A 13,696-nucleotide genomic window follows, 5' to 3' on the forward strand; every position below is an offset into this window, starting at 1 on the left:
CGGGCCAGATGTTTGCCTACGGCTTCCTTCAGATTCCACCTCGCGACGGACACCCTTGCTTTCGGCTGTAGCCTTCCCACTGTTAGGGCGGCTTGGGGACTTGCACCCGTTAGAACACGTTCGTGCTGGGCGAACAAAAAAGTGGCTCCACAAGTTGTGCAGAGCCACCTTTAGAGGTATCTAAACCAGTATTTTACTTATCTTTCTTGGCTTTGAGGCAAGATACTGTGAGGTAGATGATGAGAGCCACATACATTGCCACAGCAATCCAGTTGGTAGTAACCTCGCTCAAACCATGCTTGTAGTCGAAGCCGAAGAATACCATGCCAGCACTCACTACACCCATGAGGGCACCGCCGGCGATGAAACCGCTGGCGAGCAGAGTGCCGCGCTCGTTGCGTGCCTTGTTGACCTCTGCATTCTTGCTGCGTGAGCTGACAAACCAGCTAATGATACCGCCCACGAGCAACGGAGTGTTGAGCTGCAAGGGGATGAACATACCCAGAGAGAAAGGTAACGCAGGAACGCCGAGCCAGTTGAGAAGCAGAGCAAGGATTGCGCCCACGATGTAGAGCAACCAGGGTGTGTCGCCACCCATCATGAGAGGATCGATAACGGCTGCCATCGCATTGGCCTGGGGAGCAACGAGAGCGTTGTCGCCCACAAAACCGTAGGTCTTGTTCAGGACTATCATCACTCCACCCACGGTCGCTGCCGAGAGCAGTGTGCCCACAGCCTTCCATGTCTGCTGTTTAGCTGGGGTTGTGCCCAGCCAATAACCAATCTTCATGTCGGTAACCATACCGCCAGCCATTGACAGCGCCGTACAAACCACGCCACCAATAACCATAGATGCCACGATGCCGCGTGCGCCATCGAGTCCCACAGCAACGAAGATACCCGATGCCACGATAAGGGTCATCAGCGTCATGCCGCTCACGGGGTTACTGCCCACGATGGCAATCGCATTGGCAGCCACGGTGGTAAAGAGGAACGCAATCACTACAACCACGAAGAATGCAACGATGGTCTGCATCAAGTTGTGGATAACACCCACATAGAAGAACACGAATGTTACTGCAAGCGCAGCCAGCAGCGAGAACGCAAGAATCTTCATTGAGATATCCTTCTGGTGACGCTCCACCTTCTCATCCTTGTTGCCGCCCTTGAACGCCTTGCCAGCGAGACCAGCGGCATTGCGGATAACGCCCCAAGACTTGATGATGCCTATGATTCCGCTCATCGCAATACCACCGATACCAATGAAGCGTGCGCCGCCCTTGAAAATTTCCTCGGCCGACGAACCTGCGAGTTCGGGATTGGTACCCATGAGAGGAACAATAATCCACCAAATGAAAGCACTACCAGCGAAGATGATGAAGCTGTAACGCAGACCCACGATGTAGCCAAGGCCCAGCACTGCAGCGCCAGTGTTGATCTTGAACACCATCTTGAGCTTGTCGGTCATGTGCGACATTGCGGGGATAATGGATGTGGAGATATCCTCGGCCCACCACTTGAAGGTAGAGGCAAAGAAGTCATACAATCCGCCCACCAGTCCGGCGATGAGCAGCGGTTTAGCATCGCTACCGCCCTTCTGTCCGCTAATGAGCACCTGGGTAGTAGCAGTAGCCTCGGGGAAGGGGAACTTGCCGTGCATGTCGCTCACGAAGTACTTGCGGAAGGGGATGAAGAACAGGATGCCCAGCAAGCCACCAAGCAGTGAACTCAGGAACACCTCGAGGAAATTAACAGTAATCTCAGGGTACTTGGCCTGCAGGATGTAGAGCGCAGGCAGGGTGAAGATAGCACCAGCCACAACGATACCGCTGGCGGCACCGATACTCTGGATCATCACATTCTCGCCCAGCGAGTCCTTGCGTTTAGTCACGCCAGCAATACCCGCTGCTATAATTGCAATGGGAATAGCCGCTTCAAACACCTGACCCACCTTGAGTCCCAAGTAGGCCGCCGCCGCACTAAAGATGACTGCCATGATGAGACCCAGCGACACCGAGTAAGGTGTAACCTCGGGGTATTGGCGGTCGGGGCGCATCACAGGAACGTACTTCTCACCCAGCTTCAACTCGCTAAACGCGTTGTCGGGCAAAGACATTTCGTCTTGTTGTTTTTTGATTTCTTCTGACATAATATTATTAGTTTATTATTCCCTATTAGTATATAATTGTGCAAAGTTACGCAATTTTGCTCACAGATTACACATCAAGACACACATTTCTAATAAAATTTTATTAATTTTGCAACATGAAAAAGACTGTAAAGATATCGCTCATAGTGTTAGGAGTGCTGGTGCTCATGGTGACTGGCGCTAGTGTGTATATGCTTAATTTCTCGCTTAGCCCCCTCCAGCGTAGTCGTGCTGAGGCTCTGGAACGCCTAGGCGAGCGCACGCCTCTGGTCAAGCCGTGGGCCGACAGCATCATTGCTGCCGGTGCGTTGCGCGACACCACTATCACCTACGACGGCAAGAAACTGCATGCCTTCTACATGCCCGCCGACTCGGCTACCACACGCACTGCGATTCTGGTGCATGGCTATAAGGACACTGGACTGACGATGCTCAGCATGGGCTATCTGTTCCAGCACGACATGGGCTACAATATCCTCCTGCCCGAACTCAGCGCTCACGGCGAGAGCGAGGGCGATTACATAGGGATGGGTTGGAACGAGCGCCTTGAACTGCTGCGATGGATTGCCGTTGCCGACAGCATGTACCGTGGCGACGCCCCTGCCACCCAGATGGTGCTCCACGGCCTGTCGATGGGTGCTGCCACTGTGATGAACGTGAGTGGCGAACAGCTGCCGCCGTGCGTCAAAGCCATTGTCGAAGACTGCGGTTACACAAGCGCATGGGACGAGTTCTCGGCTCAGCTTAAAGATCAGTTTGGGCTGCCTCAGTTCCCGCTCATGTACACCACAAGTGCCTTGTGCAAGATGTGCTACGGATGGTCGTTTGCCGAGGATGCTCCTGTCGAGCAGGTAAAGAAAAGCAAGGTGCCCATGCTCTTCATCCATGGCGACAACGATGACTTTGTGCCCACATATATGGTGCAAGAGGTGTATGACGCTCACCCCGGTCCCAAGCAGCTGTGGCTTGCAAAGGGGTCAATCCATGCTTACGCTTATAGCGACCACCCTGCCGAGTACACAGCCCAAGTGAAGCAGTTCCTAGCAAAATATGTGAAGTGATCGCTCTGATTTAGAAATTATTCTAATTATTTTAATTTCTTTCAGCTATAACAAATTAAATCTGTGTTATCAGTGAAATCTGCGCGGGGTGTCCGCTAGATTGGCATTGCTGTGCAGTTACCCTTATAATTTCAAAACTGGTATTTCACACCTAGCGTGGGGATGATTTGTGTTTCTCTTGACACGGCGTTCACTCGCAGTTCTCCCATGAATCCCCAGCGTCGTCCCAGGTCGTAGTCGATGCCACCGCCCAGGTTCACCCCCCATCGGTTGGCGTTGGGCCCCACATAGCCCCAGTGGCTATATCCCACGCCGGCAAAGGGATAGATGTTTAGCCTTGACGACATGGGCAGCAAGTAGTGCACATTGACGTTGAGATGCAGTGTGGTCACGTCGTGGTTTTCATTGAAGTAGATGATTTCGGGCTCGATGCGCAAGTGCCGTCCCAGTGGTGCCTGCAACTTCACGCCCAACCCGTGCTGCTTATACTCGGTGGCATAGTTGTAGGTAAATCCCACAGCCAGTGGCGGACGCTGTATTGCCTGCACGCTCACCGCGCAAGCAAAAATTGCCAATAACAAGAAAAATCTTTTCATTCTCAATTCGGTTATCGTTGGGTATTGTCTTTATCGTTTCTCTGTGCGTATGCTTGCTTGAGCATATCCTCGGGTGTCATGCACTCGTCGCTGATTTGCGGCTTGTACTTCTTGAGGCGCACTTTCACCTCGTCAAATCCCACGCCATAAGCGCCGTTGACATTAGTCTGCGTGATGAATGCGTTGGGGTCAATGGCCTTGGTGATGCGGAAGATGTTAACGCTTTCATACCTGCGTGCCACCACAAAGAGCATTTTCACGTCTTGCTTGGTGTACCAACCAGTTCCGTGCACCAGCGTGCAGCCGCGGTTGGCATCGTTGTTGATAGCGTTGGCGATGTCCTCCCATCGCTCTGAAATAATCATGAACTGCACAGCCTGTCGGTTGTTATTGATAATCCAGTCGGCAGTAAATGAGAATATCACCATGAACACAAGACCATAAACGATGATGTCGATTTGGTGGAAAATAAAGTAGGAAGATGAGGTGATGATAACATCGCAGTAGAGCATCATGCGCCCGAATGAGATATTGGTATATTTCGCGACCATTGCCGCCAGGATGTCGGTTCCTGCCGAACTGCCGTTGTGTGAGAACACGATTCCCACTCCCATGCCGCACAGCACAGCACCGATGATGACGCACATGAACGGCTGCTCGTTGACAACAGGCGCGTCAAATAGCGGCACGAAGAAATAGAGCAGAGCACTCGACATTGTAGCACCAAAAATCGTGCGCAGCACAAACTGCTTGCCCACAGTGTGGAAAGCTGCGACGAGCAGAGCCACGTTGATGCTATAGTTGACGATAGCCACGTTCCAGTTAAAGGCAAAGTGAGTGAGTGTAGCAATACCTACTACACCGCCGGTGACGACGTGGTTAGGGATGATGAATGCCGACAAGCCAAAGGTGTATAATGTAAGGCCTAGAATAATAAAAAAATAGTCGCGGGCGTTGTTCGCTATTTTACTTATGGAGTTGCTCATACAAGTTTATTTCAGTTTGCATGTGCGAAATTAGTTATTTGTTGGCAAATAACCGAGTTTTTTGCGATTTTTTTTGCTATGTGTCGAATGTTTTTTTATCTTTGCATGTGTAATAAAATATTTAGTGCTATGATAATCAAACTTATTATTTCGGCCCTCTCGGTTGGAATTACTGCATGGTTCATGGATAGCGTGACTATTTCCCCCTGGTGGGCGACAATCCTGGTGGCAGTAGTGCTGGGCATTATCAATGCGACAATACGCCCTGTGGTCAAGTTTTTCTCCTTGCCTGTCAACATTCTCACGCTGGGACTGTTCACGTTTGCAATCAATGCCCTGATGGTGCTGTTGTGCTCATGGTGCGTGGGCGACCATTTCGTTATCGCGGGCAGCGGTATGGGCAAGTTTTTCAATGCGATGATCTTCAGCGTGGTGCTGAGCATCGTGGGCTGGGTGCTCAACATGTTTGCTCCCAAGAAAAAGAAAAATAAAGAAGCATAATTATTTACAATCTCATTTACTAATATGGCAGAATATTACTATCTAGACAGTGCTAATGAGCGGCGCGGTCCCGTGAGCAAGGAATCTCTCAAAGATTCTGTTACTCCTGCTACCCTCGTGTGGCGTGAAGGCCTGAACGACTGGGTTGCGGCGAGTACCGTTGATGAACTAACGGATTTGTTCCGTAGCGCAACTCCACCCCCTACACCTAATGTAAACCAGGTACCTCCAACCCCACCCGTGCCACAAGCGCCCCATGTCCAGGCGGTACCGATTCCGGCTGTACCTGTTCCTCCTGCCGCATCCAAACAAGCTGTTCCTGTACAGGCTGCGCCCGCTCCTGTGGCACCTGCTACTGCTGCTCCCAAACAAACGACACCAGTGCCGGCCGCGCCCAGGGAAAAGAAAGGCAAGGACATGGCTGGCATGGCAGTATTTGCATGGGTTATCACTTTGATTGTGCTTTCTTTGGGTCGATCTTTGATTGCTTCGGGTGGAGGATTCTATAGTCCGAGTCTTGCAATCGTGTATCTCATTTTGGGAATCCTGCTCATTCTCATCAACTTTATCCCAGTGTTTGCGATAAGGAACACAACATTGAAGGTAATCGCGTTTGTGCTGATGACCTTGTTCACAATATTCAGTTTGTACCAACAAATTTCTTGGTGGTATTACTCTGTGTGGGAGTTCCTATAAAGATAAAGAACCCCAAAAAACATCAGGGGGTTGCCCCTTTGCCAGGCAACCCGCTGATGTTTTAGTATAGCGGAGTGTTATCACTCAAACTTGATTGTGTTGCGGTTAGCGCTCTCGATGCGGCGGTTGCGCCAGCAGCGGCGGCACAGCGCTACATACTTGTCGTCGCCGCCTATCTCGACCTGGGCGCCGTCGGTGACGATGTTTCCCTGGCCGTCGATGCGGGCATTGATAATGGTCTTGCGGCCACACGAGCATGTCGATTTGATCTCATCGATAGAGTCGGCAAGTTCGAAGAGACGGCGTGACCCCTCAAACACATGCGACTGGAAGTCGGTGCGCAAGCCATAGCACACCACATTGGTGCCGTAGTCGTCCACGATGCGTGAGAGCTGGTCAACCTGCGCCTCGGTCAAGAACTGTGCCTCGTCGATGAGAATCCAGTCTTTGAGCACGAGGGTTTCCTCATAGAGCCCCTTCACGAGCTCATAAATATCGGTGTCGGGGTAAATCCATTCACACTTGCGCTCTATGCCTATTCTTGACCTTATCACGTTGTCCTTCTCGCGGTCGTCGATGATGGGTTTGAAGCACATGTATTGCATGCCTCTTTCCTCGAAATTATAGGCCTGTGTGAGCAGCAGCGCAGTCTTGGCCGAGCCCATGGTGCCGTAGCGGAAATATAATTTGCCTGGTCCGTTCATTGGATTGATATTCAATTAGATATTGAACAGATTGTTATTATTTAGATATAAAGCATGATACCCGAGCGTCGCGATGCTTGTTGTCGCGATACCCGTTAACAGCCTCACAAAGTAATGCCACTTTCTCGCCCCCACTGGCGGGAGGATGGTGTGTCAAAGCGTGCATTGCGCATTCAGCGCGTTGCCATTTCGATTGTTTTGACACATCTTCCCTACCCCGAGTGTGGTGGTGTCGAGTTTAGGCGTTCTTTGCGTCGGCTTCGCTCACGCCTGCCAGAGCGGGGTCAACCAAGATGCGTCCGCAATACTCACACACGATGATTTTCTTGTGCATCTTGATTTCCATCTGGCGCTGTGCAGGGATGCGGTTGAAGCAACCACCGCAGGCGTTGCGCTGTACATAGACGATACCCAGACCGTTGCGAGCGTTCTTGCGAATGCGCTTGAAGGCGGTGAGGAGGCGAGCTTCGATCTTGTTCTCGAGCTTCTTGGCCTGCTCGCGCAGTTTCTCCTCGTCTTGCTTGGTCTCTGAAACGATTTCGCTCAATTCGGCAGTCTTCTCGGTCAGTACGTGCTCGTCGTCGTCGAGTTGCTCGTTGACCTTGATGATTTCAGCCTTCACGCGCTCAATCTTCTCGTTGGCTTCGCGTATTTTCTTATCGGCGAGTTCGACATTGAGTCTAGCATACTCAATTTCCTTGGTGAGGTTGTCATACTCGCGGTTGTTGCGCACGCGGTCGAGGTCGGCTGTGTACTTGTCGATGAGGGCGAGGTTGTTATCGCGTTCACCCTGCTGGTAGTTGATTTCCTCGTTGAAGCCCACGATGTCTTCTTCAAACTTCGCGATGCGAGTGTGGAGACCGGCGATACCGTCCTCGAGGTCTTGAACTTCAAGGGGAAGCTCGCCACGCAGGGTCTTGATGCGGTCAACTTCTGAAAGGATTTTCTGCAGGTGATAGAGCGCTTTCAGGCGGTCCTCTACCGACATTTCTTTTTCTTGTCTAGCCATAAATGTTGTTTATATGTAGAATTGAATCTGATTTTTTTCGTTTTTTGCAAAAGCGACTGCAAAGTTAGGATTTTTTTCTTGAATAATCTCTAAAAAAATCTCTTTTGTGTAGTGCTCGCTCTCGTAGTGCCCTATGTCGGCCATGAGAATCTCGCGGTTGTGGTCGAGAAAATCGTGATACCTCAGGTCGGCAGTGACAAAGACGTCGGCATTGCAGCTCACGGCCTTGTCAACGAGGAACCCTCCGGCTCCGCCACACAGTGCCACGCGGGTGATGGTCTTGTCAGTGCATCCGCTGTAGCGCACCGCTCCCACCTCGAAGGTGTCTTTGAGCAGCTTGAGGAAGAGGGGCGCCGGCATGGGCGTGACATTGCCCACCACGCCGCATCCTGCCAGGACGGGCATGCCGTCGGCAAGCGTGTCGCCAGTGGGATGTGGATCCAGGATGGTCACGTCGGTCATTCCCAGCTTGCTTGCCATGCGCCACGACACGCCGCCGGGCGTGTTGTCCATGTTGGTGTGGGCGCAGTAGATGTTGATGTCGTGCTTGATGGCGCGTGCCACAATGCTCTCGACGATGGTGCGTCCGGTGATTTTCTTGAGTCCGCGGAAGATGAGCGGGTGATGAGAGATAATGAGGTTATAACCGCCCTCGATGGCTTCATCGACGATGTCGAGCGACACATCGGTGCACAGCAGGATGCCCTTGACGGTATCGTCAAGGCATCCCACCTGCATGCCGGCGTTGTCATAATCTTCTTGCATGTGCAGCGGCGCGCGCTGCTCTATCATGCTTGCGATATCTCTTATCTTCATTGCGTTGTGTTGCAGTCTGTTGTCGAGGCTGCTGATTAAGCCTCGGGGGTTCTCAAGTCGAGCAGCAGCTCGTCGAGCTGTGCCTGGTCGATGGCGCTGGGAGCGTCGAGCATCACGTCGCGACCGCTGTTGTTCTTGGGGAATGCGATGCAGTCACGTATGCTGTCGAGGCCGGCCATGATCGAAACAAAGCGGTCGAGACCGAATGCGAGACCTGCGTGAGGGGGTGCACCATACTTGAAGGCATTGATCAGGAAGCCGAACTGTGCCATAGCCTTCTCGGGGGTGAATCCGAGCACCTCAAACATCTTAGCCTGCAACTTGCCGTCGTGGATACGGAGGCTGCCGCCGCCCACCTCGATGCCGTTGCACACGAAGTCGTAGGCCATAGCGCGCACCTTGGCAGGATCAGTGTCGAGCAAGGGTATATCCTCGGGATTGGGCTTTGTGAACGGGTGGTGTGTTGACATGAGGCGCTGTTCCTCTTCGCTCCACTCAAACAAGGGGAAGTCAACAATCCACAGGCACTCAAACTTGTCCTTGTCGCGCAGACCCAGGCGCTCGCCCATTTCGAGACGCAGCGAGCACAGCTGCACGCGAGTCTTGTTGGCGTTGTCGCCGCTCAAGATGAGCACGAGGTCGCCGTCCTTTGCACCCATAGCCTCCTTAACCTCGAGCAACTGCTCGGGAGTGTAGAACTTGTCGATGCTTGACTTGATAGTGCCGTCGGCATTATACTTGATGTAAACAAGACCCTTGGCACCCACCTGCGGACGCTTCACGAAGTTAGTGAGTTCATCGAGCTGCTTGCGTGAATAGTCGGCACAGCCGGGAACGCAGATACCGCCTATGTAGGCAGCCTCGTTGAACACGGCGAAGTCGGCCTTGCCGGCAAATGTGTCCTTGAGTTCAACGAATGTCATGCCAAATCGCAAGTCGGGCTTGTCGCTACCATAGAGACGCATAGCGTCGTGCCATGTCATCTGCTGGAGCTTCTCGGGCAGGTCAACGCCACGCACCTCCTTGAACAGGTGGCGAGCCATTCCCTCAAATACCTCGATTACATCCTCCTGGTCAACGTAGCTCATCTCGCAGTCAATCTGGGTGAACTCGGGCTGACGGTCGGCGCGCAGGTCCTCATCGCGGAAGCACTTTGCAATCTGGAAGTAACGGTCGAAACCGGCAACCATGAGCAGCTGCTTGAGCGTCTGGGGGCTCTGGGGCAGAGCATAGAACTGACCAGGGTTCATGCGAGAGGGAACCACGAAGTCACGTGCGCCCTCGGGAGTAGAACCGATGAGAATGGGAGTCTCAACCTCGATGAAGTCGCGAGAGTCGAGGAAGTTGCGAATGAGGATAGTCATGCGGTGACGCAGTTCGAGGTTCTTGCGCACGGCGTTGCGTCGCAGGTCCAGGTAACGGTATTTCATGCGCAGGTCGTCGCCGCCGTCGGTGTTGTCCTCGATAGTGAAAGGAGGAGTGGCGCTCTCGTTGAGCACGTTGAGTTCCTGGGCGATAATCTCGATGTCGCCGGTGGGAATGTTAGCATTCTTGCTAGAACGTTCCTCAACCTTACCAGTGATCTGCACAACGAATTCACGACCCAGGTGATTTGCAGCCTCACACAGAGGAGCATTAACCTCGTTGTTGAACACGATTTGTGTGATACCGTAACGGTCGCGCAAGTTCACAAATGTCATGCCGCCCATCTTGCGGGTGCGCTGCACCCATCCTGCCAGGGTAACTACTTCGCCCACATTGGCTTGGCGAAGCTCACCACATGTTTTAGTTCTGTACATAGTGTAGTTATATAATTGTTTAATTTTGAATCGTTCAGCGGTATGGTGTGCCCATGCCACGCGTAGGCGCGAGGTTGCACACGTTACCAAATTGCAAAGTTACTACATTTCGCTCACATTGTCGTTCATTTTTGCAATAAAAATGGAGCAAAATAGCAAAAAAACTAGAAAAAACATTTGGTGTTAAGAAAAAAAGGCGTACCTTTGCAGTCGCTAAAGTGGAAATAATCCATTTTCGGGGTGTAGCGCAGTCCGGTTAGCGCGCCTGCTTTGGGAGCAGGAGGTCCCTGGTTCGAATCCAGGTACCCCGACGTAAAGCCAATCAGTCACAGCGACTGGTTGGCTTTTTCGTTATCCCCCCGGTGTGCTTACATCAAAAATACACCATAATTTATTGAAAAATACTGCCAAGGGAGATGTGTTTGTCAAATTTTATTGCTACCTTTGCCATGTCATGCCATGTTTAGCTTGTTTTGATTTTGCAACTCCAGGGTGAGCGATAAACCTGGCAAGGCAACATTCCGGGCAATTTTGTTGCTCTGGACTTTATAAAACTATTAACCGGAATTAAGGATGAAACATTTCAGATTTACAATCATCACAGCACTTGCAATGCTGTTAACATGCTCGGTAACAGCCCATGCAGCGACACCGGCAAAGAAAGCCACCAAGAGAGTCACTAACACGATGGGCAAGAACGCCCCCACAGCCGGATGCGCCGTAACTAATGCCAAGGCAATCGACATGGGGCTGCCCAGCGGCACACTGTGGGCCGACCGCAACGTGGGCGCCGAGGCTCCCGAGGCCTATGGCGGGCTCTACCGCTACGGCAACAAGGGCAACATGGGTGGCAAGGGATGCCCCAAAGAGAACATCAGCGGCACCAAGCTCGACGTCGCAACCATCAAGATGGGTAAGAACTGGCGCATGCCCACAACAGCCGAAATCACCGAACTGTGGGAAAACTGCACACACGAGTTTGACGTAGTCAAGAACCAACCAGGATTCCGTCTGCGCGGGCCCAACGGCAACTGCATCTTCCTGCCCCTCACCGGCCTGATGTACAACTACGGCCGCAGTCAGGCTGGACAATGCGCTTTCTACCAGACAGGCGAAATCACCGACAGCTGGATGTACCAAGTGGGGTTCGAGGCCGTAACGCTCAACCTGTGGCAACAAGATGACGACACCTTCAAGTGCCAGATAGGTTCAGAGTCGCCCGGCTCTGGATGCCCCATCCGCGCCGTCTATGTGAAATGACAACTGACGCACAAGCGACCCATTTATAAAATGCCAACATTGATAAAAAATCACGCAATCGGCAGAATAAAGCATATCTTATTTTGCCGATTGGTATATTATTATTACCTTTGCGGCAAAATTAAAGCACTATGAGTACCATTACGGGAAGAAAACAAGAGGTAGAGGAACTTGAAAGGCTCTACAATAGCGATCGTCCAGAATTTGTCGCTGTATATGGCAGAAGACGTGTCGGCAAGACTTTTCTCATCAAGCAGGCACTGAAAGGAAAGTTCACCTTTCAGCATACAGGTGTATCGCCTATAGATCAGGAGGACGAGAAGAACAGAATGAAAACTCAGTTGGAGAGTTTCTATTATTCAATGTTGAACCATGGACTTGAAGGCTACAAGCAACCAAAGTCGTGGATGGAGGCTTTCTTCCAACTGGAACAACTCCTGCAAAAACTTGACAATGGTGAACGCATGGTGATCTTCATAGACGAATTGCCATGGATGGACACTCCACGAAGCCGATTCTTATCAGCATTTGAGAACTTCTGGAACGGTTGGTGCAACCACCATGACAATGTCATGCTTGTTGTATGTGGCAGTGCTACAACCTGGATGTTAAAATACCTGTCAAGAAACAAAGGCGGTTTGTATGGTCGCCTTACTGACGAGATCAAGGTTTATCCTTTCACTCTGAAGGAGTGCGAAGAATACTTCAACCACGAAAACATAGAATTGTCTCGATACGATATTGTACAGTCGTACATGGTGTTTGGAGGCATTCCATACTATCTGAGCTATTTCCGTAAGGGTTATAGCTTCGAGAGAAACAGTGACATGATCCTTTTTGGCAACAGACCTCGACTCAAGGACGAGTTCAACCGACTATTCAATGCTATCTTCACAAATGCAGAGGATTGCAAGAAGATTATTCGTCTTCTCGCGAATCGCAACTACGGTTTCACACGAGAAGAGATAGCCAATGCCACAGGTTTGCCTCTTGGTGGTGGATTGAGTGATACTCTGACTGCACTGGCAGAGAGTGACTTCATACTTCGCTACAGTCCTTACGGCAAAGGGACTGGAGAATACTACAAACTTATTGACAACTTCTGTCTGTTCTGGCTAAAGCACGTAGAGCCAAACCAGGATAACGCATCATATTTCAACGACAACTTCACATCGGACATTATGAAGGTTTGGAAAGGTGTTGCCTTCGAACAGGTTTGTTGGCAACACATTGTCCAGATTAAGAGAGCTCTCGAAATAGGCGGTGTGAAGTCATCTGTCTCAGCATGGAACATAGCCGGTACTGAAACAAAGACAGGTGCACAGGTTGACCTGCTCATCAACCGCAATGACAACATAGTAAATCTTTGCGAGATGAAATTCTACAGTGGGCTCTACTCAATAGACAAATACGAAGAGCTGAAATTGTTGAATCGCATAGAGAAACTCAAAGAAACACTATCCCCAAAACAACAGGTGCATCTTACCCTTATAACCACCTTTGGGCTTGTACAGGGCAAACACAGTGGCAAGGTTCAGAAGATAGTGACATGTGATGAGTTGTTCACATAGTATTCCCTATTCTAACTCCCCGCAGGTGTACGACCAGCGGTTAACCAAAGTTACGACTGAGGTCTAAAAAATCTACAATATATATATATATTCAATTATTGCTGTCCGGTTAAAATTGTGAGAGTTGTTCTAACTTCTCCAAATACTGCCAGTTACGACACTTTGGTATAATCGGTGCTTGCTATAAAATAAAAAAGAAAATGATTTTTTTAGTATATATGGCTCACGCCAAGAACCGTGCTCAAGGGAGTGAGCAGCGGTAAGTGGGCAAAGCCCGTGCCGCGACCAGCGAACTTCCCTTAAAATAGAGGACTCTGTCCTCAAAATGATAATACACTATCTGTGATGTAATTCCATTTTGCTCGCGGAGCAAGCTATTTTCTAAGCGAAGCATAAAAATCAAAATATAAATATTTTCTTTTTTTACCGGACAACAATAATTTTCAATGAAAAAATCAGTGAGATCTATGAGATCCGCGCGGGGTGTGCCATTGGAGTATAGTTACTATTTCTCCCCTTCAAATAAAAATAAAGTTAAAACCGACGTT

The 13,696-nt window shown here is 50.7% G+C and carries 12 protein-coding genes and 1 tRNA gene; 6 read left to right on the forward strand and 7 right to left on the reverse strand.

Annotated elements, in window-relative coordinates; genetic code table 11:
• Positions 1-193 precede the first annotated feature (193 nt).
• Positions 194-2,137: an OPT family oligopeptide transporter gene (locus tag ACKI3C_RS10775; RefSeq protein ID WP_407404974.1), complete on the reverse strand. Its 1,944-nt coding sequence runs from the start codon at positions 2,135-2,137 to the stop codon at positions 194-196.
• Positions 2,138-2,265: 128 nt separating this feature from the next.
• Between ACKI3C_RS10775 and ACKI3C_RS10780 the strand changes: the two genes are divergently transcribed.
• Positions 2,266-3,210: an alpha/beta hydrolase gene (locus ACKI3C_RS10780; protein ID WP_407404892.1), complete on the forward strand. Its 945-nt coding sequence runs from the start codon at positions 2,266-2,268 to the stop codon at positions 3,208-3,210.
• 131 nt (positions 3,211-3,341) lie between these two features.
• Here the strand turns inward: ACKI3C_RS10780 and ACKI3C_RS10785 are convergent, their stop codons facing one another.
• Both ACKI3C_RS10785 and ACKI3C_RS10790 read right to left on the reverse strand, forming a co-directional pair.
• Positions 3,342-3,806 (reverse strand): outer membrane beta-barrel protein, encoded by a 465-nt coding sequence (locus ACKI3C_RS10785; protein WP_407404894.1) that lies wholly within the window; start codon positions 3,804-3,806, stop codon positions 3,342-3,344.
• 11 nt (positions 3,807-3,817) lie between these two features.
• Entirely contained in the window at positions 3,818-4,792 is a 975-nt protein-coding gene (locus tag ACKI3C_RS10790; RefSeq protein ID WP_407404896.1) for a YitT family protein, read from the reverse strand.
• Between the two features lie 129 nt (positions 4,793-4,921).
• Between ACKI3C_RS10790 and ACKI3C_RS10795 the strand changes: the two genes are divergently transcribed.
• Together ACKI3C_RS10795 and ACKI3C_RS10800 are read left to right on the forward strand one after the other, a co-directional pair.
• Complete coding sequence (locus tag ACKI3C_RS10795; RefSeq protein WP_407404898.1) at positions 4,922-5,293, forward strand: phage holin family protein; 372 nt, start codon at positions 4,922-4,924, stop codon at positions 5,291-5,293.
• Between the two features lie 24 nt (positions 5,294-5,317).
• Positions 5,318-5,989, forward strand: a complete 672-nt coding sequence (locus ACKI3C_RS10800) for a DUF4339 domain-containing protein (RefSeq protein ID WP_407404900.1) — start codon at positions 5,318-5,320, stop codon at positions 5,987-5,989.
• A gap of 80 nt (positions 5,990-6,069) precedes the next feature.
• On the opposite strand, the gene ACKI3C_RS10805 is transcribed toward ACKI3C_RS10800, so the two are convergent.
• The 4 genes from ACKI3C_RS10805 to aspS all read right to left on the reverse strand — a co-directional run bounded on the left by ACKI3C_RS10805 (position 6,070) and on the right by aspS (position 10,317).
• Positions 6,070-6,693 (reverse strand): thymidine kinase, encoded by a 624-nt coding sequence (locus ACKI3C_RS10805; RefSeq protein ID WP_407404902.1) that lies wholly within the window; start codon positions 6,691-6,693, stop codon positions 6,070-6,072.
• A 238-nt stretch (positions 6,694-6,931) separates the two neighbouring features.
• The gene (locus ACKI3C_RS10810; protein WP_407404904.1) at positions 6,932-7,702 is read right to left on the reverse strand and encodes a zinc ribbon domain-containing protein; all 771 of its coding nucleotides are present in this window, start codon (positions 7,700-7,702) and stop codon (positions 6,932-6,934) included.
• A 9-nt stretch (positions 7,703-7,711) separates the two neighbouring features.
• Positions 7,712-8,518, reverse strand: a complete 807-nt coding sequence (locus ACKI3C_RS10815; protein WP_407404906.1) for a Nif3-like dinuclear metal center hexameric protein — start codon at positions 8,516-8,518, stop codon at positions 7,712-7,714.
• Positions 8,519-8,553: 35 nt separating this feature from the next.
• Entirely contained in the window at positions 8,554-10,317 is a 1,764-nt protein-coding gene (aspS, locus tag ACKI3C_RS10820; protein WP_407404908.1) for an aspartate--tRNA ligase, read from the reverse strand.
• Positions 10,318-10,553: 236 nt separating this feature from the next.
• Here aspS and ACKI3C_RS10825 point away from each other — a divergent pair.
• From ACKI3C_RS10825 to ACKI3C_RS10835, 3 genes are all read left to right on the forward strand, one after another.
• Positions 10,554-10,628 (forward strand) — tRNA-Pro (locus ACKI3C_RS10825).
• Between the two features lie 262 nt (positions 10,629-10,890).
• The gene (locus ACKI3C_RS10830) at positions 10,891-11,577 is read left to right on the forward strand and encodes a hypothetical protein (RefSeq protein WP_407404910.1); all 687 of its coding nucleotides are present in this window, start codon (positions 10,891-10,893) and stop codon (positions 11,575-11,577) included.
• Between the two features lie 131 nt (positions 11,578-11,708).
• Positions 11,709-13,148, forward strand: coding sequence for an AAA family ATPase (locus ACKI3C_RS10835; RefSeq protein ID WP_407404912.1), 1,440 nt, complete (start codon positions 11,709-11,711; stop codon positions 13,146-13,148).
• The last annotated feature ends 548 nt before the right edge of the window (positions 13,149-13,696 follow it).

It is taken from the genome of Sodaliphilus sp., assembly GCF_045598405.1.
GTDB lineage: Bacteria > Bacteroidota > Bacteroidia > Bacteroidales > Muribaculaceae > Sodaliphilus > Sodaliphilus limicaballi.

Excerpts from the sequence above, each read along its gene's own strand:
- aspS (WP_407404908.1), bottom strand. The coding sequence starts at position 10,317 with ATGTACAGAACTAAAACATGTGGTGAGCTTCGCCAAGCCAATGTGGGC.
- ACKI3C_RS10795 (WP_407404898.1), top strand. The coding sequence starts at position 4,922 with ATGATAATCAAACTTATTATTTCGGCCCTCTCGGTTGGAATTACTGCA.
- ACKI3C_RS10835 (WP_407404912.1), top strand. The coding sequence starts at position 11,709 with ATGAGTACCATTACGGGAAGAAAACAAGAGGTAGAGGAACTTGAAAGG.
- ACKI3C_RS10810 (WP_407404904.1), bottom strand. The coding sequence starts at position 7,702 with ATGGCTAGACAAGAAAAAGAAATGTCGGTAGAGGACCGCCTGAAAGCG.
- ACKI3C_RS10805 (WP_407404902.1), bottom strand. The coding sequence starts at position 6,693 with ATGAACGGACCAGGCAAATTATATTTCCGCTACGGCACCATGGGCTCG.
- ACKI3C_RS10815 (WP_407404906.1), bottom strand. The coding sequence starts at position 8,518 with ATGAAGATAAGAGATATCGCAAGCATGATAGAGCAGCGCGCGCCGCTG.
- ACKI3C_RS10800 (WP_407404900.1), top strand. The coding sequence starts at position 5,318 with ATGGCAGAATATTACTATCTAGACAGTGCTAATGAGCGGCGCGGTCCC.
- ACKI3C_RS10785 (WP_407404894.1), bottom strand. The coding sequence starts at position 3,806 with ATGAAAAGATTTTTCTTGTTATTGGCAATTTTTGCTTGCGCGGTGAGC.
- ACKI3C_RS10830 (WP_407404910.1), top strand. The coding sequence starts at position 10,891 with ATGAAACATTTCAGATTTACAATCATCACAGCACTTGCAATGCTGTTA.
- ACKI3C_RS10790 (WP_407404896.1), bottom strand. The coding sequence starts at position 4,792 with ATGAGCAACTCCATAAGTAAAATAGCGAACAACGCCCGCGACTATTTT.
- ACKI3C_RS10780 (WP_407404892.1), top strand. The coding sequence starts at position 2,266 with ATGAAAAAGACTGTAAAGATATCGCTCATAGTGTTAGGAGTGCTGGTG.